General features: G+C 66.4%; 18 protein-coding genes. 10 read left to right on the top strand and 8 right to left on the bottom strand.

Going from position 1 to position 17924, the window contains the following annotated elements; genetic code table 11:
• Nucleotides 1-14 precede the first annotated feature (14 nt).
• The 4 genes from P0D77_RS15290 to P0D77_RS15275 all read left to right on the top strand — a co-directional run bounded on the left by P0D77_RS15290 (nt 15) and on the right by P0D77_RS15275 (nt 3525).
• Nucleotides 15-158, top strand: coding sequence for a rubrerythrin-like domain-containing protein (locus P0D77_RS15290; RefSeq protein ID WP_277553980.1), 144 nt, complete (start codon nt 15-17; stop codon nt 156-158).
• 33 nt (nt 159-191) lie between these two features.
• Nucleotides 192-755, top strand: coding sequence for a DUF7097 family protein (locus tag P0D77_RS15285; RefSeq protein ID WP_277553979.1), 564 nt, complete (start codon nt 192-194; stop codon nt 753-755).
• A 108-nt stretch (nt 756-863) separates the two neighbouring features.
• Nucleotides 864-1418, top strand: a complete 555-nt coding sequence (locus P0D77_RS15280; protein WP_277553978.1) for a GMP synthase subunit A — start codon at nt 864-866, stop codon at nt 1416-1418.
• Between the two features lie 181 nt (nt 1419-1599).
• Entirely contained in the window at nt 1600-3525 is a 1926-nt protein-coding gene (locus P0D77_RS15275; RefSeq protein WP_277553977.1) for a DUF2070 family protein, read from the top strand.
• A gap of 4 nt (nt 3526-3529) precedes the next feature.
• Here the strand turns inward: P0D77_RS15275 and P0D77_RS15270 are convergent, their stop codons facing one another.
• From P0D77_RS15270 to P0D77_RS15260, 3 genes are all read right to left on the bottom strand, one after another.
• Nucleotides 3530-4450 carry a methyl-accepting chemotaxis protein gene (locus P0D77_RS15270; protein WP_277553976.1) on the bottom strand — a complete coding sequence of 307 codons (921 nt, stop codon included), beginning with the start codon at nt 4448-4450 and terminating at the stop codon, nt 3530-3532.
• A gap of 75 nt (nt 4451-4525) precedes the next feature.
• Nucleotides 4526-5134: an HAD family hydrolase gene (locus tag P0D77_RS15265; protein WP_277553975.1), complete on the bottom strand. Its 609-nt coding sequence runs from the start codon at nt 5132-5134 to the stop codon at nt 4526-4528.
• A gap of 382 nt (nt 5135-5516) precedes the next feature.
• Nucleotides 5517-6701: a M24 family metallopeptidase gene (locus P0D77_RS15260; protein ID WP_277553974.1), complete on the bottom strand. Its 1185-nt coding sequence runs from the start codon at nt 6699-6701 to the stop codon at nt 5517-5519.
• Between the two features lie 234 nt (nt 6702-6935).
• Between P0D77_RS15260 and katG the strand changes: the two genes are divergently transcribed.
• Nucleotides 6936-9068, top strand: coding sequence for a catalase/peroxidase HPI (gene katG, locus P0D77_RS15255; RefSeq protein ID WP_277553973.1), 2133 nt, complete (start codon nt 6936-6938; stop codon nt 9066-9068).
• A 150-nt stretch (nt 9069-9218) separates the two neighbouring features.
• Here the strand turns inward: katG and P0D77_RS15250 are convergent, their stop codons facing one another.
• From P0D77_RS15250 to P0D77_RS15235, 4 genes are all read right to left on the bottom strand, one after another.
• Entirely contained in the window at nt 9219-10280 is a 1062-nt protein-coding gene (locus P0D77_RS15250) for a metal ABC transporter permease (RefSeq protein WP_277553972.1), read from the bottom strand.
• On the bottom strand, nt 10277-11089 hold the full coding sequence (locus P0D77_RS15245) for a metal ABC transporter ATP-binding protein (RefSeq protein ID WP_277553971.1): 813 nt from the start codon (nt 11087-11089) through the stop codon (nt 10277-10279). The genes P0D77_RS15250 and P0D77_RS15245 overlap by 4 nt, the downstream gene beginning before the upstream one ends.
• Nucleotides 11086-12171 (bottom strand): metal ABC transporter substrate-binding protein, encoded by a 1086-nt coding sequence (locus P0D77_RS15240; protein ID WP_277553970.1) that lies wholly within the window; start codon nt 12169-12171, stop codon nt 11086-11088. The genes P0D77_RS15245 and P0D77_RS15240 overlap by 4 nt, the downstream gene beginning before the upstream one ends.
• A gap of 70 nt (nt 12172-12241) precedes the next feature.
• Nucleotides 12242-13228, bottom strand: a complete 987-nt coding sequence (locus P0D77_RS15235) for an aldo/keto reductase (RefSeq protein WP_277553969.1) — start codon at nt 13226-13228, stop codon at nt 12242-12244.
• A 151-nt stretch (nt 13229-13379) separates the two neighbouring features.
• Here P0D77_RS15235 and P0D77_RS15230 point away from each other — a divergent pair, with 151 nt between their 5' ends.
• The 3 genes from P0D77_RS15230 to ftsZ all read left to right on the top strand — a co-directional run bounded on the left by P0D77_RS15230 (nt 13380) and on the right by ftsZ (nt 15572).
• Entirely contained in the window at nt 13380-13973 is a 594-nt protein-coding gene (locus P0D77_RS15230) for a double zinc ribbon domain-containing protein (protein WP_277553968.1), read from the top strand.
• 216 nt (nt 13974-14189) lie between these two features.
• Nucleotides 14190-14378 (top strand): transcriptional regulator CdrS, encoded by a 189-nt coding sequence (gene cdrS, locus P0D77_RS15225; protein ID WP_277553967.1) that lies wholly within the window; start codon nt 14190-14192, stop codon nt 14376-14378.
• Between the two features lie 3 nt (nt 14379-14381).
• Nucleotides 14382-15572 carry a cell division protein FtsZ gene (gene ftsZ / locus P0D77_RS15220; protein WP_277553966.1) on the top strand — a complete coding sequence of 397 codons (1191 nt, stop codon included), beginning with the start codon at nt 14382-14384 and terminating at the stop codon, nt 15570-15572.
• Between the two features lie 116 nt (nt 15573-15688).
• Here the strand turns inward: ftsZ and ncsA are convergent, their stop codons facing one another.
• A complete protein-coding gene (gene ncsA, locus P0D77_RS15215) occupies nt 15689-16660 on the bottom strand; it encodes a tRNA 2-thiolation protein NcsA (protein ID WP_277553965.1) in 972 nt (323 codons plus the stop codon).
• A 105-nt stretch (nt 16661-16765) separates the two neighbouring features.
• On the opposite strand from ncsA, the gene P0D77_RS15210 reads away from it, so the two are divergent.
• The gene (locus P0D77_RS15210; protein ID WP_277553964.1) at nt 16766-17227 is read left to right on the top strand and encodes a DUF4442 domain-containing protein; all 462 of its coding nucleotides are present in this window, start codon (nt 16766-16768) and stop codon (nt 17225-17227) included.
• A 31-nt stretch (nt 17228-17258) separates the two neighbouring features.
• Entirely contained in the window at nt 17259-17906 is a 648-nt protein-coding gene (locus P0D77_RS15205; protein ID WP_277553963.1) for a DUF7095 family protein, read from the top strand.
• The last annotated feature ends 18 nt before the right edge of the window (nt 17907-17924 follow it).

Below are 17924 nucleotides of genomic sequence, written 5' to 3'. Positions count from 1 at the left end.
TGTTATCATACTGTATGAAGGACGATCCATACCACACGGGAGCGGTTCGCACCTTCGAGTGCCGCGACTGTTCCACGCGCATCGAGGCGCCGCACGCGCCGGGGGAGTGTCCCGACTGCGGCGGCGATATGCAGGACATCAGCGTCCCGCGCGAGTGAGCCTTTTTACCGACGGGCGCACCCTCCTCGAGTATGGAGCGGACGCCCGACGGGACGCCAGTCGGCGTCGACGACCCTTACGAGTTCGCCGGGCGGTGTGACCATCTGACCGGCGACGGCCGCTGTCGCTTTGCCCTCGACCGCGCCGGCGACGACCCGGAGTTCGCGGCTGAACGCCGCCGGGCGGACTACGAGTGCGTCGTCGCCGACGAGGACGTCGACTGGTGGGACTGCCCGCACTATCGGTCGACGACCGACGCCAAGACGTGCGTTCGCTGCGGCCTCGACGAGGTTCGGATCGCACACGACGAGCGCCGCCCACTCATCGAAGCGCACCACCTCTCGTATGGGGAGAATCCGACGAACCGAACCAGTGGAACGAAACCGCACGACGACGGCGAGAATCGGAAGCAATCCCACGAGATCACGGTCGGCCTCTGCCGGTGGTGTCACACGAAGGTCCACAAGTCGTTCGCCCGCATTGACGACGACGCGAGTCCGGACCCCGAGGCGGTCGCCGAACGCGAGAGTCGACGCGGCGACGAACTCGGCGAACTCGGCTTCTCGACGGCCCGCGACCGCTACGACGACGAGTGAGTGCCGGTCGCTGGGGCTTTCGCTCGCACACCCTACTCCGATACACACGTCTGTGCATCCCCGGGCGCGAAGCGGGCCGTTTTTCACCACGTCCACGCAACCTGCGGTATGAGCGAACCGCGCATCGTGGTCATCGACAACCACGGGCAGTTCACGCACCTCGAAGGCCGGGCGCTTCGCGACCTCGGCGTCGACACGGAGATTCTCGACAACGACACCGACCCTGCAGACATCGACGCCGACGGCATCGTCCTCTCGGGCGGGCCGAGTATGGACCGCGTCGGTCGCTGTAGCGAGTACCTCGAGTTGGGCGTCCCGGTCCTCGGCATCTGTCTCGGTCTCCAGTTCATCGCCGACGAACTCGGCGGGCGCGTCGAGTCGGGTGACTACGGCGGCTACGCCGACGTCGATGTCCGGATCATCGACGAAGACGACCCACTCGTCGGGTCGCTCGCACCGGAGACGCGCACCTGGGCGAGTCACGCCGACGAAGTCGTCGAACCGCCGGAGGGCTTCCACGTCACCGCCGACAGCGACGTCTGCGGCGTCGAGGCGATGAGCGACCCCGACCGCGAGTTGTACGGCGTCCAGTGGCACCCCGAGGTCAGCCACACCGAACGCGGCGAGGAAGTGTTCGAGAACTTCGTCGCCATCTGCGAGTAGTCGAACTTCGCTCCGATTCTCGCCGCAGTCACGCGGTTTTTACTATTCGGTTACGTTCGAAAAACCACTGTCCGTGAATCTGATTCGGAACTGAAACTCGGTCTGCGACTCACGGTAGCAACTCCCACAGTGAGTACGCCTCCTTTTTAGGTGCGGACCTCGTTCGCCATCGGCAACGCACATGACTGCGACCCAGAGCAACCTCGCCGGGTTGTCGCGGTTCATCTTCCGCGCCCCGTCGTGGTACACGTCGGTCGCGTTCGCCCTCCTCCTCGCCGCCGTCGCGGGCGTCGGTGCCTTCGAGCGCCCCGAAGCGACGGAGGTGTGGCGTGGCGTCCTGTTTGTCGGGCGCGACGCGTGGGAGGGCGTGTTCTTCATCGGCATCCCGACCATCGTCGCCGGCCTCGGCACCGCGTGGGTCGACCGCGTCGTCGGCGGGAAACTCACGCCCAACCGCTCGTCGCTGTTGGCGCTGGTGTGTGAGGTCGTCATCGTCGGCTTCCTCACCGTCGGAGCACTGGTGGCGTACCTCACCCCACTCGGCCAGCGATTCGTCTTCGACGTCCTCGTCGTTGCGCTGGCGTCGGTGTTCGCGTTTCGGCTCCTCGTGATTATGGCCGTCTCGCGGTCGTCGTTGCTCGTCGCGGCGGTGCCCGCCAGCCTCCAGACTGCGACTGCGGCGGTGTTGCTGTTCATCTACAGCGGGACGCTCCACGTGATGGAAGCGGGCGGTCCGCTGTTGGACACGTTCTTGATGCCGTATCTCGCGCGGCCCTCGGAGGCCCCAGCAGAGTTGTCGGCCATCAGCCCCGACCACTTCTTCCTCCTCGCGGCAACGTCTGTCCTGTACGCCGCGGCCGTGTGGACGTTCCTCTACGTCGTCGACCGGCCGTGGCGCAACACGCTCGGTGTCTCCGTCCTCGACTTCCTCCGCGGCTTCATCGGGCACATCGCGGAGGGGAGCCGCGAACTGGAGGACTTTTTCGAGCAGTTGGGCGAGGAGGCGGTCGTTCCCGTCACTGTCCTCTCGTTCCAGTCGACCGACGGCACCGAGAAGGCGCGATGGGTCCTGCCGATGATCCACCCCGGCCCGATGGGCGAAATCGGCGGCGGGAACCTTCCCGTTCGAGTCGCACGGTCGACTGACGGCCTCGCGTTCCCACCGCACGCGACCGCCGGTCACGACTTCAACCTCGTCACCGAACGCGAGGTGGACACCGTCATCGAGGCGGCCGACCGTGCCTACGACCAGATCACGTACTCGTCGGACGCGACCGAGAGCGTCCGCGCGAAGGCGGGCGAGGCGTCGTTGCTCGGGCAGCGGTTCGACGACGATGCGCTCTTGGTGTCGACGTTCGCACCGGGGTTCGCCGACGACGTAGAGTACGCCGTCGGCCTCTCGACGGCCGCAGAAGCGCGGACGAGCGGTCTCGACGACGTGTTACTGGTGGACGCGCACAACTCCAACAACGGCCTCGACGGTCCTGACCTAGGCCACGTCACGCCGGGATCGACGCGGTCGTTCGACATGATCCGCGCGGCCGAACGCGCCGGCGAACAACTGTCGGTCGCGCCCCGTGGTGACCTCGGTATCGGCGTGGCGTGGGAGCGCACCGACTGGGTGCCCGAGGAGGGTATCGGCCCCCTCGGCGTCCGCGCGATGGTGACGGCTGTGACGGTCGACGGCGACCCCCAGCGGACGGCGTACGTCCTCGTTGACGGCAACAATATGGAACCGGGTCTGCGCGGCCACCTCGTCGACGCCGTCGTCGACGCGACCGGCGTCGACGAGGCGGAGGTGATGACAACCGACACGCACGTCGTCAACACGGTCGAGGCGGACAATCAGGTGGGTGCTGTCATCGACCACGACGACCTCACGGACGTCGTCACCGGCGTCGTCGCCGACGCGGACGACGACGTGGAGCCTGTGGAGTCGGGGATGGCGACAGAACACGCCGAAGTGACGGTGTTCGGGAACGACCGGACGGAGTCACTCGCGAGTCACGCCAACGCCGCCGTCTCGATGGGTGGCGCACTCGCGGCGGCGGTCATCCTCGCGTCGCTCGCTATCTCGGTACTACTGTTCTTCGTGACCGGAGCGTGACGCCTTAGCGGAGTTCCTCGACGACGGTCCCGATCTCGCTCGTCTGTTCTTCGACAGCGGCAGCGATCTCGTCGGCCTCGGCTGCGATCTGGTCGGCGTTCTCCGCAGAGCCTTCGACCATCGCCGACACCTCCTCGGCAGACGCCGCCTGTTCGTCGGTGGCGCGGGCCACCTCGCTGACGCCGGACGATGCTTCCGAGACGGTGTCAGATATCTCGCTCAGTTGGTCCATCGCCTCCTCTGTCCGGGCGACGCCGCGGTCGATGCGCTCGTTGCTGCCTTCGATCTCGTCGACGACCTCGTCCATCTCGGATTTGATCTCGTCGACGGTCGACTCGATGGCTTCCGCCTCCTCCTGTGACTCCTCGGCCAACGCCTTCACCTCGTTCGCGACGACGGCGAAGCCGTTGCCCTCACTGCCCGCGCGGGCGGCCTCGATGTTGGCGTTGAGCGCCAGCAGGTTCGTCTGCTCGGCGATGTCGTCGATCACGTCGACGAACGCGTCGATGTCGTCGATACGGTCGCTGATCCGTTCAATCCCGGTCGTCATCGAGTCGGCCGCGTCGGCGACCGCTCGGATCGCGTCCATCGCCTCGGCGGCCGATCGCTCGCCCTCCTCGGCGGCGATCTCGGCTTCGTTAGACGCCTGTGCAACCTCCTCGGCCGAGGACGCGACCTCCTCGACGGCCGCCGACAGGTTCGCCATCTCGTCGCTCACGGTCCGCATGTCGTCTGACTGCTGGCCTGCGAGGCCCGCGATCTCGGTCGTCGAACTCGCGACCTGCTCGGAGGCCGCCTGTAGTCCGGACAGCGCATCTACCGCGTCCGCGTTCAAGTCATCGTCTGCCTCGTCGATCCGCTCGTCGATGTCTACGGCGGTGTCGACGTCGGTATCGACGTCCGTCTGAGATCCGCTGGATGCCATACAGTTTCCAGAATATCCCAGTGTAAAATAGTATTCGCGCGAGTATCAATTCGTGTAGTCGGTGCGACCGCGGACCTACGGCGGCCACGCCTCCGGGAGCGACTCGCTGGCGTCGACGTACCGCCCGCCTGCGTCGCGAACCGCGCCGTCGACTGCGGGGTCCGAACCGACGTGAGTGAGGGCTTCGGGCGACACGTCGAGTGCGTCGGCGACACGCTCGAACGCCCGTGCGTCCGGCTTACGCCACCCGCACGCGACGCTCGTGACGATGGCGTCGAAGTCGTCGCGCGAGAGGGCCGACCTGACGAGTGTTCGTCCCACGAGTTCCGGGACGGCGCAGTTGACCAACAAGCCGACTGGCCCACGTTCGCTGGCGGCCGCGACGGCCTCGACCGCTCCTGTACGCGTCCGTACCTCGGGGTCGAACGCCGCGACGACCGCACGACGCGGTGCGTTGCCGGGGGCGTCGACGCCGCGGGAGACGAGTGCGCGACTGACGTGTGCTGGCAACGGCACTTCGGCGCCGTCGGGCGCGTCGACGTGCGTCTCGTGGTACGCCTCGTGCCAGTCGTCGGGGAGCGTCACACCGCGAGCACGCAGTTCCTCGCCGACGGCGGCGGCGGGGTCCGCCGGCAGGTCGGCGTCGACGAGCGTTCCGAACAGCGCGAAGGAGACAGCGGCCATTACCGTCGCTCGCGCCCGCCGACGCAAGAACGCTCCGACGGGCGATGCGACCGGAACAGCCCTGCCGATCTGGCGAGATGCGGATTTTATATCGCGCTATACCGTGTATGCCACGTCAGGTACCGTCCAGTAGGTTAGCGTCTGCGACGCCTGTTCGTCCGCGAGACGGCAGTTCACAGCACGAATACACCCCCGCTCGTCGGCTCCGCTGCCACGAACATCACGTTCGTGCCGACGAACGTCAGCCAACACTGGCTATCACGAGGTCGATGGCCGGCGTGTCGACAGGCGATGCTGTTGTGACGTTGCGGGCAGCACAGACTGAGATCGAAAAACAGCGGTCACGCGTTCGGACCCGACAACGACCCCCAGCGAAACGCGGTCAGCGGATGATATTCGACTCCAGGTCGCGGGGGAAGAACGTCAGCCACTCGGTGCCGTTCTCGGTGATGGCGATGGTGTCGGAGTGGCGGTAGCCGAAGTCGTCGGTGTAGATGCCCGGTTCGATGGTGTATATCTGTCCGGGTGCCATCAGTTCGTCGCCCTCCGCGACGTGGTCGTAGTCGTCCCAGCCGCGGTCGATGTACGGGGGTTCGTGGCCTGCGAGGCCGATGTTGTGGCCGACGTGGTGCTGGGCGGTGTCCTCGATGCCCTGTTCGACGAAGTAGTCGTGGACGGCCTCGTCGACGCCAGCGATAGACGCGCCGGGGCCGAGGGCGTCGATAGCGATGTCCTGGGCTTCGACCATCAACTCGAAGTAGTGGACCTGTTCGTCGCTCGGTTCGCCGACGAACATCGTCCGCTCCAGTTCCGAGTGGTAGCCGTCGATGTTCGCAGAGGCTCCAGTGACGAGGACGTCACCTTCCGAGAGTCGTTCGTTAGGGGTGTGGCCGTGCGGAAGGGCGGTCTCAGACCCCGAGATGTAGCCCGCGTGGACGGGGCCGCTCCCGCGCGTGCGAACTGCATAGCGGTCACCCAGCGTGTCGAGCATCGCACGCGAGGCGTCGGTCGTTGCCTGCTGACTGACCGTCACGGGATGTGCGCCGACCTCGGTGTAGTCGGCGAGATAGCGGTGAGCGAGGTTCGCCCACTTCGCGGACTCGCGCACGAGGTCCACCTCGGCGTCGGTCTTCTCCCAGCGCATCCGGTCGACCCACGACTGACTCTCCACGTCGACGAACTCCGAGAGCGCGGGGCCCTCGTACCCCATCACGCCCGGCGCGCCGTCGGCGTCGGAGACGACCGACTCGACGCCCATCCCCGCCAGCATCTCGACGGCCGTCTCGAGCGGTGCCCCCTGCGGGTAGTCGAAGTAGTGGTGGACGGCGTCGATGCGGGGGTTCGGTTCGACGCGTTCGACCTCCAGACGGGGGACAGTGACCTCCATTCGGTCCTGCGTGACCGCGAGGACGACCGGTCGCTCGGTCTGGATGTGGTGGAAGCCGGAGACGTACTCGATACTCGTCGCGGTGAAGAACGTCGCCGCGTCCGCGTCGGTGTCGGCCAGGCGGCCGCGTACCTCTGCGAGTCGCGCGTCGAACTCCGATTCGGGGAGTTTCGTCGCCATACCACCGGAATTCGAGGCTCGGGGGATAAGCCTCGGGGAAGCGGCGCTGGGTGCTGCTGTGTGGGCGGTCTCGAAGTGATACACCGCATCTTGCGATACCAAATTATCGTGCCGCCGTCTGAACACTACCTGTGTACCAACGGTTTGTGAAAATAGAAAAATATCTTCGCAGCGTGTGAAGACTTCCTCCCCGCTTTAGACAATCTTATCAGCCAAACGCCGCAAGGATCGGGTATGAGTAGGTCCAACCAGGACTGGTGGCCGAATCAACTGGAACTGGATATCCTCGACCAGAACGCCCAGCGGGCCGATCCGATGGGCGACGACTTCGACTACGCGGAGGCGTTCACGTCGCTCGACCTCGCGGAGGTCAAAGACGACATCGAGGACGTGATGACCACGTCCCAGGAGTGGTGGCCCGCCGACTACGGACACTATGGTCCGCTGTTCATCCGGATGGCGTGGCACAGCGCCGGCACCTATCGTTCCAGTGACGGTCGCGGCGGCGCCGACGGTGGCTTCCAGCGACTCGCACCGGTCAACAGTTGGCCGGACAACGCGAATCTCGACAAGGCGCGACGCCTGCTGTGGCCGGTGAAACAGAAGTACGGCCGCAACCTCTCGTGGGCGGACCTGATGATCCTCGCGGGCAACGTCGCGATGGAGTCGATGGGCTTCCAGACGTTCGGCTTCGCCGGCGGGCGCGAGGACGCCTACCAGCCGGACGACTCCGTCTGGTGGGGCCCCGAAGCTGAGTTCGAGGCGCAAGAGCGGTTCGACGAACCCGGCAACATCCAAGAGGGGCTCGGCGCCTCCGTGATGGGGCTCATCTACGTCAACCCCGAGGGGCCGGACGGCCAGCCCGACCCCGAGGCGTCCGCGAAGAACATCCGCCAGACGTTCGACCGGATGGCGATGAACGACGAGCAGACGGTCGCGCTCATCGCCGGCGGCCACACGTTCGGCAAGGTCCACGGCGCCGACGACGGCGACCACCTCGGACCAGAACCCGAGGCGGCACCCATCGAGGCGCAGGGCCTCGGCTGGGAGAACGACTTCGGCACGGGCAAAGGCGACGACACCATCACCAGCGGTATCGAGGGGCCGTGGACGGCCTCCCCCATCGAGTGGGATATGGGCTACCTCGACAACCTGCTCGAGTACGAGTGGGAGCCGCACAAGGGTCCCGGCGGCGCGTGGCAGTGGACGCCGGCCGAGGAGGGCGCCGTCGAGAACGCTCCCAAGGCGCACGACGAGGGCGAGCAGACGCCGATGATGCTCACGACTGACATCGCCCTGAAGAAGGACCCGCAGTACCGCGAGATCGTCGAGCGCTTCCAGGAGAACCCGATGGCGTTCGGGATGGCGTTCGCGAAGGCGTGGTACAAACTCACCCACCGTGATATGGGCCCGCCGTCGCGGTTCCTCGGTCCCGAGGTGCCCGACGAGGAGATGCTGTGGCAGGACCCGCTGCCGGACCCCGACTACGAGCAGATCGATGCGGCGGCAGTCGCCGACCTGAAGGAAGACTTACGCGCGTCCGACCTCTCGGTGTCGCAGATGGCCAAGACCGCGTGGGCGTCGGCGTCGACGTACCGCGACAGCGACAAGCGCGGCGGTGCGAACGGCGCACGAGTCCGCCTGCGCCCGCAGCGCGACTGGGAGGTGAACGAGCCCGCCGAACTGGCGACCGTGCTCGACACCTACCGCGAGATTCGCGAGGAGTTCAACGTCTCGCGCTCGGACGACGTGCGCGTCTCCGTCGCGGACCTCATCGTCCTCGGCGGAAACGTCGCCGTCGAGGAGGCGGCCGCGGCCGCCGGCCACGATATCGAGGTGCCGTTCGAACCCGGTCGCGTCGACGCGACCGAGGAGCACACCGACGCCGAGTCGTTCGAGGCGCTCAAGCCCAAGGCGGACGGCTTCCGCAACTACCGCAGCGACGAGGCCGACCTGCCGGCAGAGGAACTGCTGGTCGACAAGGCGGACCTGCTGAACCTGAGCGTGCAGGAGATGACCGTGCTCGCCGGCGGGATGCGCGCGCTGAACGCAACCTACGGCGACGACGCGAACGCGTTCGTCGACGACCCGGAGACGCTGTCCAACGAGTTCTTCGTCAACCTGCTCAGTATGGACAAGGCGTGGGACCCGGTCGAAGGCGAGGACGACGCCTTCGACGTGGTCGACCGCGACACCGGCGACGTCGAGGGGCAGGCCACCCGTGCTGACCTCATCTTCGGGTCGAACTCGCGGCTCCGCGCCGTCGCAGAGGTGTACGGCGCCGACGACGCCGAGGAGAAGTTCGTCGAGGACTTCGTCGCCGCCTGGAGCAAGGTCATGACGCTCGACCGCTTCGACCTCGAGTAAGCGACCACACTCGCCACACGGCGGTTCGATTTTTCGACGACCAGATCTTTCCGACAGCGGTTGCGCTGGTCGCGTCTACTTGGTCCGGGCGCTCGGCGAGGAGAATCAGGGAGCGAAGCGAGTCTGGATCCGAGTCGGCGACTGTTGCCGTCAGTCGGAGGTGATAGCCTCGCCGTCGTCACCGTCGATGGTGCCGAGTTCGGGTGCGTCGTCGTCGCCGCGGGCTTCGATGAGTTTGCCAAGGGCGACGGCGGCGGCGTAGATGGCGACGGCGACGAGGACGATGACGCCCCCGGCGGTCGCCTCGCCGTAGTACGCGACGCCGATGCCCAACAGGACCGCCAGTTCCGCGAGGACGACCGACACGAGCAGCGACTCGGTGAAACTGCGCGACACTTGCGACGCCCCCGCGACGGGGACGACCAGCATCGCGGCGACGAGGATGACGCCCATAATCTGCATCGCGCCGACGACGACCAGCGCCGTCAGCATCACCATAATCCGGTTGTACCAGGCGACGGGGATGCCCGACACCTCGGCGGCCGTCTCGTCAAAGGTGACGTACAGCAGTTGGTTGCGGGTGAGCGCCACCGTCGCGACGATGATGCCGAACAACACCAATAGGATGGCGGCGTTCTCCGCGGAGACGGTCGAGAGGTTCCCGAACAGGTACTGGTTGATGCCGACCGCGAGGCCTCCGGCGTTGAGGCTGATGAGTACCGTCCCCAGCGCAAAGCCCGTCGAGAGGACGATGGCCATCGACACGTCGTTGTACGCGTCGGTCACCTCCGAGATGACCTCGATGAGCAGCGCCGCCAGCACCGCCACGACGACGGCGGTGAGATACGGCGAGACGCCGAGACTCAACACGCCGTTGAGGAACAGGCCAACGGCGACGCCCGCGAACGCGGTGTGTGCAAGTGCGTCTCCGATGAGCGCGAGTTGGCGATGGACGAGAAACGTCCCGATGAGTGGGGCCATCACGCCGATACAGAGGCCGACGAGGATGGCGCGGTGCATAAAGCCGTACTGGAGCAGTTCCAGTCCGGTCGCCTCACCGAGTGCGGTCATCAGCAGCGACCACAGCTCTAACAGCGCGTACACCGGCGCGAGAATCGGGTCGAGCACGCTCCCGTCGGACTGGAGCAGCGGCGCGACGACGGCCGCGAGCGACGGCGACCCGAGTGCGGTCGGGGCGCTGGCGAACGTCATGCGCGATCACTCGTGACGCCGACGGCCGTGCCGAACGCCCGCGCGAGGGCGTCGCTACCGACGAACTCCTCGGTCGGGCCGTCGAAGTACACCTCTCGGTTCATACAGACGACGCGCTCGGCGTGGTCGGTGACGGCGCCGAGGTCGTGTTCGATGAGGAGGACGGTGATGCCGCGGTCGTTGAGCGACGCGAGCAGGTCGTAGAACGCCTCAACGGATTCGGCGTCGACGCCGACGGTCGGTTCGTCGAGGACGAGTAGGTCTGCCTCGCCCGCGAGTGCCCGCGCGATGAACGCCCGCTGGCGCTGGCCGCCCGACAGTTTCGTGATCCGTCGGTCGGCGAAGTCGCCCATCCCGACGGTCGCGAGCGCCTCGTCGACGATGGCCCAGTCTTCCGCTCCGAGTCGACCGAAGCCGACGTGCGGGAACCGACCCATCTTCACGACCTCACGGACGGTGATTGGCATCTCCTTGGCCGCGCTGGCGTGTTGGGAGACGTAGCCGATGCGCTGGCCGTCGTCGAAGCGGTGGGCGGGCTTCTCGAACAGGCGTGCCTCCCCCTCGTCGGGGCGAAGCAGGCCGAGCATCAGTTTCATCAGCGTCGACTTGCCGGAGCCGTTCGGGCCGACGACGGCGACGTACTCGCCGGCGCGGATGTCGATACTCACGTCTTCGACCACGGGTGCGGCGGTGTAGCCGAACGTGACGTCCGACAGCGAGACCACGGACTCGCGGGTAGCGTCCGCGGGCGCTGCGCCGTTTCGCTCGGCGGCGCGTTCTCCGTCGGTGTCCGCGGTCGCGTGGCTCATTCGAAGTTCCTCCACTCGGCGGCCCAGCCGTCGTGGCCGGCCTCCTCGGGCGGTTTGTTCCCGAGGACGACCTCGAAGGTGGGCATGTTGATGTTGTACGCGATCTCCTCGTAGCCCCAGTTGTTCTCGACCCAGTCCTCGCGGACGCCCGCGTACGGGGTGACGGGGAAGTACGCCTCCACCTGCGTCTCCGTGATCAACTGCTTGGCGGGGCGGCGCGTCTCGAAGACGCCCGCGCCGATGTAGCGGATGTCGTTCTCGTCGATGACGCGCTTGGCCTCCGTGATGTCGGACGGCTTCACGTCGCCCGAGGCTGCGAGGTTGACGACGAGCGGCCGCATCTCGACGCCGTAGCGGTCGGTGATGTACTGGAACGCGTTGTGTGCGGCCAGTTGCACCACGTCGCGGTCGGCGGCGTCGAAGATGGCCTGATAGTCGGCGTCGATCCGCTCCAACACGTCGGTTTTGTACGTCTCGGCGTTCGCACGGAACGTCTCCTCGTGGTCGGGCGCGAGTTCGACGAGGCCCTCGGTGATGTTGTCGACGGCCTGCTTCGCTCGCTGTGGGTCGAGCCAGAAGTGAGGATCCAGCCCGCGACCCTCGCCGACACCCTCCTCGTCACGGTCGAGGGTCTCCGCGAGCGGAACCAGTTCGACGCCCTCGCGGACGTTGATCAACTGCGTGTCGACATTGTCGTCTTTCAGCGTCTGGATGGCGCGGTCGGCCCACGGCTGGAAGTCCTCGCCGACGTGGATGAACGCGTCCGCGTCGACGATCTGTCTGGTGATGCTCGCGTTCGGCTCCCACCCGTGGCCGTGGAGGCCCGTCGGGATGAGGTTGCGAACGGTGACAGGGGTGTCTGCGGCGATCTTTCGGCCGAAATCGTAGAAACTGAAGAACGAGGCCACGGCGACCGGGCCGTCTTCCCCGTCGTCGCCGGTACCGTCTGTGTCGCTGCCGGAAGATCCGGACGCGCCGCCGAGACAGCCGGCGAATCCCGCCGCGAGGAGGCCCGTGCCTCCCGCGAGGAATCGACGCCTGGTCGAACTGGAACGACCCTCCGGGTCGTACGTGTCGGTCATACTCGTCTGAACGAGGGGTCCCGAAGGATATAGTTATTCCGACCGAAGTCGAAAGTTAGACTAGTCTAATTCACCACCGCTTGTGGACGTGTTCGGCGACGTGCTCCTCGTAGACGTCGCGGACGACGCCGTGCAGGCGGTGGTCGAGGGGGTCGTGGTCGGCGGCGGCAACGTTGCTCTCGATGTGGGCGGGCGTCGTCGACCCGGGGATGACCGCCGAGACGGCGTCGAAGTCGAGGATCCACCGGAGGGTAAACTGCGCCAGCGACAGGGCTTCGGGGACGTACGGTTCCAGTGCCTCCACCGCGTCGACGCCTGCGTCGAGGGGAACGCCGGCGAACGTCTCGCCGACGTCGAACGCCTCGCCGTCGCGGTTGTAGTTGCGATGGTCGTTCTTCGGGAAGGTGGCGTCGCGGTCGATAGTCCCCGTCAACAGGCCCGACGCGAGGGGAACACGCACGATGACGCCCACGTCGCGGCGGGCGGCCTCCTCGAAGAACAACTCGGCGGGTCGCTGGCGGAAGGGGTTGAAGATGATCTGAACCGTCTCGACACCGGGGTACTCGATGGCCTTCAGTGCCTCCTCGACGCGTTCGACGCTGACGCCGTAGTTGGCTACTTTCCCGCGTGCTCGGAGGTCGGCGAGGGCGTCGAACACCGCTGGTCGGTAGTACACGTCCGTCGGGGGGCAGTGCAGTTGCAGGAGGTCGAGGGTGTCCTCACCGAGGTTCTCCCGTGACCGGTCGACGAACTGTTCGAGGTTCTCTGCGGTGTAGCCGTCTGCGGTGTGGGGGTCAAGGCGTCGGCCCGCCTTCGTCGCCACCGTCACCTCGTCGTGGGCGTCGCGTTCGTCGAGCACGTGGCCGATGTGGCGTTCGCTGCGGCCGTCGCCGTACACGTCCGCGGTGTCGAGGAAGTCAACGCCCGCATCGAGTGCCGTTCGGACGGCCTCCCGCCCCGCCTCGTCGGAGACGTCGCCCCAGTCGCCGCCGATGTTCCACGTCCCGAGACCGATTTCGGTGACCGCACCAACGTCGCCGAGTGTTCGCTGCTGCATACGCGGTTCACGAACGGGTCGTGTAAGACGACTGGGATTCCAGCGGCGCCCCCGGCGAGTGGTGACCGACCCCCCACCGTGTCTCCGATCGTGTCGACTCGTCATACAATTGGGACAGATTGATATGTGATGTGTAACAACACGGCCGACAATGAGCAAAATCACCTTCCGCGCGGACGCGGACCTCGTCGACCGCCTCGAGTCGCTCGAGGGGTCGAAAAGCGAGGTGATGCGGGAGGCCCTGCGTGCGTACCTCGACGACGCCGACTCGTCGGACGACGTTGTCGACGAGACGGACGGCACGTCGCTCGACGACGCGTTGGCGACCCGCGTCGACGAACTGGTGGACGCGCGACTCGACGAGGTGCTGGAACTGCGCCACCACGACCGACCAGCCGTCGGTCGGACCGTCGTCCCCGAATCGCCGTCTGTGAACTTGACGGTAAACGTCGAGGGTGGCGACACCGCGACCGTCGACCGCGACGACGTGACGGAGACGGCTCCGAGCGCGGACCGTCGGACGCCATCGAGCGAGCGTGCGGCAGCGCCGTCGGACACGGCCGATCACTCGTGTGCGCAGTGCGGCGAATCGGTGTCTGACGACCACGTGTACTGCCCCAACTGCGGTGAGAAGGCGTCGAACCGCCTGTTCTGTGAGTGCGGCGACGAACTCCGCTCGGACTGGGGATTCTGTCCCGGCTGTGGGCGTCGGACGCCGGCGGCGGACGTCCTCGACAAACGGTAAGACAGCCCGACCGGCGTCGCTGGGCAGGCGGACGCCTGTAAGACAAGATGACGCTACCTGTCATACAATCGGCGGTATTTTTATATACAACGGGTATGTTGATACTACTGCGTAAGACGGCTTGTCTTACGAGCCGATTCGGGGCGGGGAAACTCCGAACTTCGGGTCGTGGGGGCACGGTCGCGTGTCGTCGTCTTACCGGGGGAATGCACAACAATGGAACGTGTGACACTACGAATTCCGAAACAGCAGATCGAGGAGGTTGAACAGATGGTCGAGACGGGCGAGTTCCCGAATCGAAGCGAAGCGATCCGCTCGGCGGTCCGCGACATGCTCAACGAGCAGGCGGAGTCGGGCGAGCGGACGCGAGGCGAGCGCAGTAAACGCAGCTGGGCCAAGGTGTAATCAATGCAGGATATCGTTCAAGACGCCTTGGAGAACGCCGAGGCCGAGCAGCGGAGTATGGCAGAGATGGACGACGACGACGAGTTCGGAGAGCCCCGAATCGTCATCATCGGCGCTGGCGGTGCCGGCAACAACACGATCAACCGCCTGTACAACATCGGCGTCGACGGCGCGGAGACCGTCGCCATCAACACCGACAAACAGCACCTCAAGATGATCGAGGCCGACACCAAGATCCTCGTGGGCAAGTCGCTCACGCAGGGGCTCGGTGCCGGTGGCGACCCCAGTATGGGGTCGCGTGCGACCGAGATGGCCCAAGGGACGATCAAGGAGGTCCTCGGCGACGCGGACCTCGTGTTCGTCACCGCGGGGATGGGCGGCGGCACCGGCACCGGTGCGGCCCCCGTCGTCTCGAAGATCGCGAAAGAGCAGGGCGCGATCGTCGTGGGTATGGTCTCGACGCCGTTCAACGTCGAGCGTGCCCGCACGGTGAAAGCCGAGGAGGGACTGGAGAACCTCCGCAACGAGGCCGATTCCATCATCGTCCTCGACAACAACCGCCTCCTCGACTACGTGCCGAACCTGCCCATCGGCAAGGCGTTCTCGGTGATGGACCAGATCATCGCCGAGACGGTCAAGGGCATCTCCGAGACCATCACCCAGCCGAGCCTGATCAACCTGGACTACGCGGACATGTCCACGATTATGAATCAGGGCGGCGTCGCGGTGATGCTCGTCGGCGAGACCCAGGACAAGAACAAGACGCAGGAAGTGGTGAACGACGCGATGAACCACCCGCTACTGGACGTGGACTACCGCGGCGCGTCGGGTGGCCTCGTCCACATCACCGGCGGCCCCGACCTCACGCTGAAGGAGGCCGAGGGCATCGCCGACAACATCACCGAGCGACTGGAGGCGAGCGCGAACGTCATCTGGGGCGCGCGCATCCAGGAGGAGTACAAAGGAAAGGTCCGCGTCATGGCGATTATGACGGGCGTCCAGAGCGCACAGGTCCTCGGCCCGAGCACGCAGAAGCAGGCCGACAAGTCCCGCGCGAGCATCGAGGGCGGCGAGCAGATGGACTTCGACGCGAAGGCCAACGCCCAGTCCAACGGGCAGGAGGCAGCGTGGCAGTCCGACGGCGGCCGTGACCAGCAGAGCGAACGCAGCAACGGTCTCGACGTCATCCGCTAACCGGGCGGATTCCTGCGACGGTTCTCTCACCATTTTCCACGACCCCGAGCCGGCGGCTCGCTCGTCCGAGTACGTCGTATACAGTCGATATGACGCGTTTACGCCTGATTGCGCACTTACGCCGCGTCGATCGCGGCCACGAGTTCGCACTTGCGACAGACATCGCGGGCGGTCTTCGACCCACAGTTATCACACGGCGAGAGGTCGGGGCCGCCGTCGCCGTCTTCGCGGTACTCGCCGGCGAGGATGCCCGACAGTTCCTCGTAGCCCGCCATAATCGAGTGTCTGACGCCGGGGTGACGTTCCTCCATCTCTAAGAGGAGTTCCTGAATCTCGCCGCGGTACGCCTCGCTGGCGTGGGGGCACTCGGCCATATGCGAGGGCAAGTCGCGCAGGTGGCAGTACAGCGCCACCTCCTTCTCGGGGACGTCCCGCAGGGGCTTCGCTCGCGGGATGAAGTGCTCGCTCTCGCGCCGTTCGGGGAACGGGCCGAGTGAGGCGTCGAAGTGCTTGGCCATCTGTGCCACGTCGCCTTCGAAGAAGTTCATCAGCGCCGTCTGCGCCTCGTCGTCGAGGTTGTGGCCGGTGAGCAGTTTGTCGGCGCCGAGATCGGCGGCGAACGTCTCCAACAGGTCCCGACGGAACACCCCGCAGTAGGCGCAGGCGGCCATCCCCTCGGGGTCGTCTTCGACCACGTCGTCCATCCGCACGCCGAGTTCCTCCTCGTACGACACCACCTCGTGGCGCATCTCCAAGTCGGCCGCGAGTTGCTCGCAGGCGTCGAGTGAGGCGTCGCGGTACCCCTCGATGCCCTCGTGGATGGAGAGGGCGACCATCTCGATGCGCGGGTCCTCGGCGAACGTCTCGTCGAGGACCGTCGCGAGGACGACGCTGTCTTTCCCGCCCGAGAGACCGATGACCCAGCGTTCGGGGTCGTCGGGCGTGGCGTCGTCGGGCAGGAGGTCGTCCTCGCGGACGCGCCGCCGGACGCGACGCTCCACCGACTCTCGGAAGTGCGACTCACACAGATGCGCCCCCGAGTAGGCCGCGTGCATCACCGCGTCCGCGCCGCACCTGTCGCAGTCCATTACCGGCGGGTTGCGCGGCCGTGGGCATACCCGTTTCGCACCGCGAAACGCACTCGCGTCGCCCGCGAAGGACAGTCTCATCACACGCCGCCCGGACCGTTCGGTATGGGCTGGATCGACCGGATTCGGGCGACGGCGTACCGACTCGCCTTCTCGTACTACCCGTCGTTCTGGATGACTGGCGCGTCGGTCACGTCGTTGGCGGCCGACTTCTCCGCGGCCACAGTAGAACTCCCACTGACGTGGCGGACGCGAAATGGGATGGGGACGATGTTCGGCGGGAGTATGTACGCCGCCGTCGACCCGGTGTACGTCGTCCTCCTGCAGCGACGCCTTGGCGACGCGTTCACCGTCTGGGACAAGGCCGCCGAGATACAGTTTCGCGAACCCGCGACCGAGACGCTGCACGCCGAGTTCGAGGTGTCGGACGATGAGGTGCGCGACATCCGCGAGTCACTCGACCCGGGCGAGTCGTGCGACCGCGAGTACGACGTCGCCCTCGTCGACGGCGAGGGGACGGTCCACGCCGAGGTCGAGAAGACCGTCTACGTCAGACGAGACGCGTAAGACGCTTGCCGGTCGCTCGCCTTCCCCGCGTATGGAACGCGAGGCGGCCCTCGACCGCGTGGAGTCGATCATCGACGCCGTCGACGAGGGGCCGATGCCGGTGCCAGTTCGGGAGGTGTGGGTGTACGGCGACGTCGCCCTCGGCCTCGATCCCATCGACCGACTCGACGTGTACGTGACGAAGGACATCCTGATGCGTGGCGACGACCCCGACGCCGCCGACGAGTTCGAGCGCTCACACGGCGTGAAAGGAATCGGTCGCTCCGTCTCCGCCGAGTGGGCCCGCGAGTATCCGGAACACATCCGTGTCAACGACAACGGCTACGCTGCTCCCGAGAAGTGTCTCGCGGCACACCTCCTCCCCGACGACGAACCGATCCACTTGGAGGTGTGTAACGCGCCGTTCGACCAGAACGTGAAACAGCGACTGAAGGGTGCGCTCGACCGCGGTGCGTACGAACAGGTGCTCGACCCGCGCGGCGTCCAGTTGTACGGCGAGGGGCAACGCGCGACCGAGACGATGGCGAAACTCCGCGGCGGCGACCTGCCGTTCCCGACGCTGTCGGGCGCACTGGAGATGCTCGGCGTCGAGGACGCGGAGGCCGACGACATCGTCGACGCGATGGAGTCGTACCGTGAGGCGCAAGAGGGGGCGACCGTCCGCGGCGACGTGGTGTGAGGCGACTGGCCGTAGTCG

It is taken from the genome of Halobaculum limi (assembly GCF_029490015.1).
Classification (GTDB): domain Archaea; phylum Halobacteriota; class Halobacteria; order Halobacteriales; family Haloferacaceae; genus Halobaculum; species Halobaculum limi.
Note: the sequence above shows the minus strand (reverse complement) of the source record. Positions and strands in the feature narration are given on the sequence as shown.

Excerpts from the sequence above, each read along its gene's own strand:
- P0D77_RS15290 (WP_277553980.1), top strand. The coding sequence starts at position 15 with ATGAAGGACGATCCATACCACACGGGAGCGGTTCGCACCTTCGAGTGC.
- P0D77_RS15285 (WP_277553979.1), top strand. The coding sequence starts at position 192 with ATGGAGCGGACGCCCGACGGGACGCCAGTCGGCGTCGACGACCCTTAC.
- P0D77_RS15280 (WP_277553978.1), top strand. The coding sequence starts at position 864 with ATGAGCGAACCGCGCATCGTGGTCATCGACAACCACGGGCAGTTCACG.
- P0D77_RS15275 (WP_277553977.1), top strand. The coding sequence starts at position 1,600 with ATGACTGCGACCCAGAGCAACCTCGCCGGGTTGTCGCGGTTCATCTTC.
- P0D77_RS15270 (WP_277553976.1), bottom strand. The coding sequence starts at position 4,450 with ATGGCATCCAGCGGATCTCAGACGGACGTCGATACCGACGTCGACACC.
- P0D77_RS15265 (WP_277553975.1), bottom strand. The coding sequence starts at position 5,134 with ATGGCCGCTGTCTCCTTCGCGCTGTTCGGAACGCTCGTCGACGCCGAC.
- P0D77_RS15260 (WP_277553974.1), bottom strand. The coding sequence starts at position 6,701 with ATGGCGACGAAACTCCCCGAATCGGAGTTCGACGCGCGACTCGCAGAG.
- katG (WP_277553973.1), top strand. The coding sequence starts at position 6,936 with ATGAGTAGGTCCAACCAGGACTGGTGGCCGAATCAACTGGAACTGGAT.
- P0D77_RS15250 (WP_277553972.1), bottom strand. The coding sequence starts at position 10,280 with ATGACGTTCGCCAGCGCCCCGACCGCACTCGGGTCGCCGTCGCTCGCG.
- P0D77_RS15245 (WP_277553971.1), bottom strand. The coding sequence starts at position 11,089 with ATGAGCCACGCGACCGCGGACACCGACGGAGAACGCGCCGCCGAGCGA.
- P0D77_RS15240 (WP_277553970.1), bottom strand. The coding sequence starts at position 12,171 with ATGACCGACACGTACGACCCGGAGGGTCGTTCCAGTTCGACCAGGCGT.
- P0D77_RS15235 (WP_277553969.1), bottom strand. The coding sequence starts at position 13,228 with ATGCAGCAGCGAACACTCGGCGACGTTGGTGCGGTCACCGAAATCGGT.
- P0D77_RS15230 (WP_277553968.1), top strand. The coding sequence starts at position 13,380 with ATGAGCAAAATCACCTTCCGCGCGGACGCGGACCTCGTCGACCGCCTC.
- cdrS (WP_277553967.1), top strand. The coding sequence starts at position 14,190 with ATGGAACGTGTGACACTACGAATTCCGAAACAGCAGATCGAGGAGGTT.
- ftsZ (WP_277553966.1), top strand. The coding sequence starts at position 14,382 with ATGCAGGATATCGTTCAAGACGCCTTGGAGAACGCCGAGGCCGAGCAG.
- ncsA (WP_277553965.1), bottom strand. The coding sequence starts at position 16,660 with ATGGACTGCGACAGGTGCGGCGCGGACGCGGTGATGCACGCGGCCTAC.
- P0D77_RS15210 (WP_277553964.1), top strand. The coding sequence starts at position 16,766 with ATGGGCTGGATCGACCGGATTCGGGCGACGGCGTACCGACTCGCCTTC.
- P0D77_RS15205 (WP_277553963.1), top strand. The coding sequence starts at position 17,259 with ATGGAACGCGAGGCGGCCCTCGACCGCGTGGAGTCGATCATCGACGCC.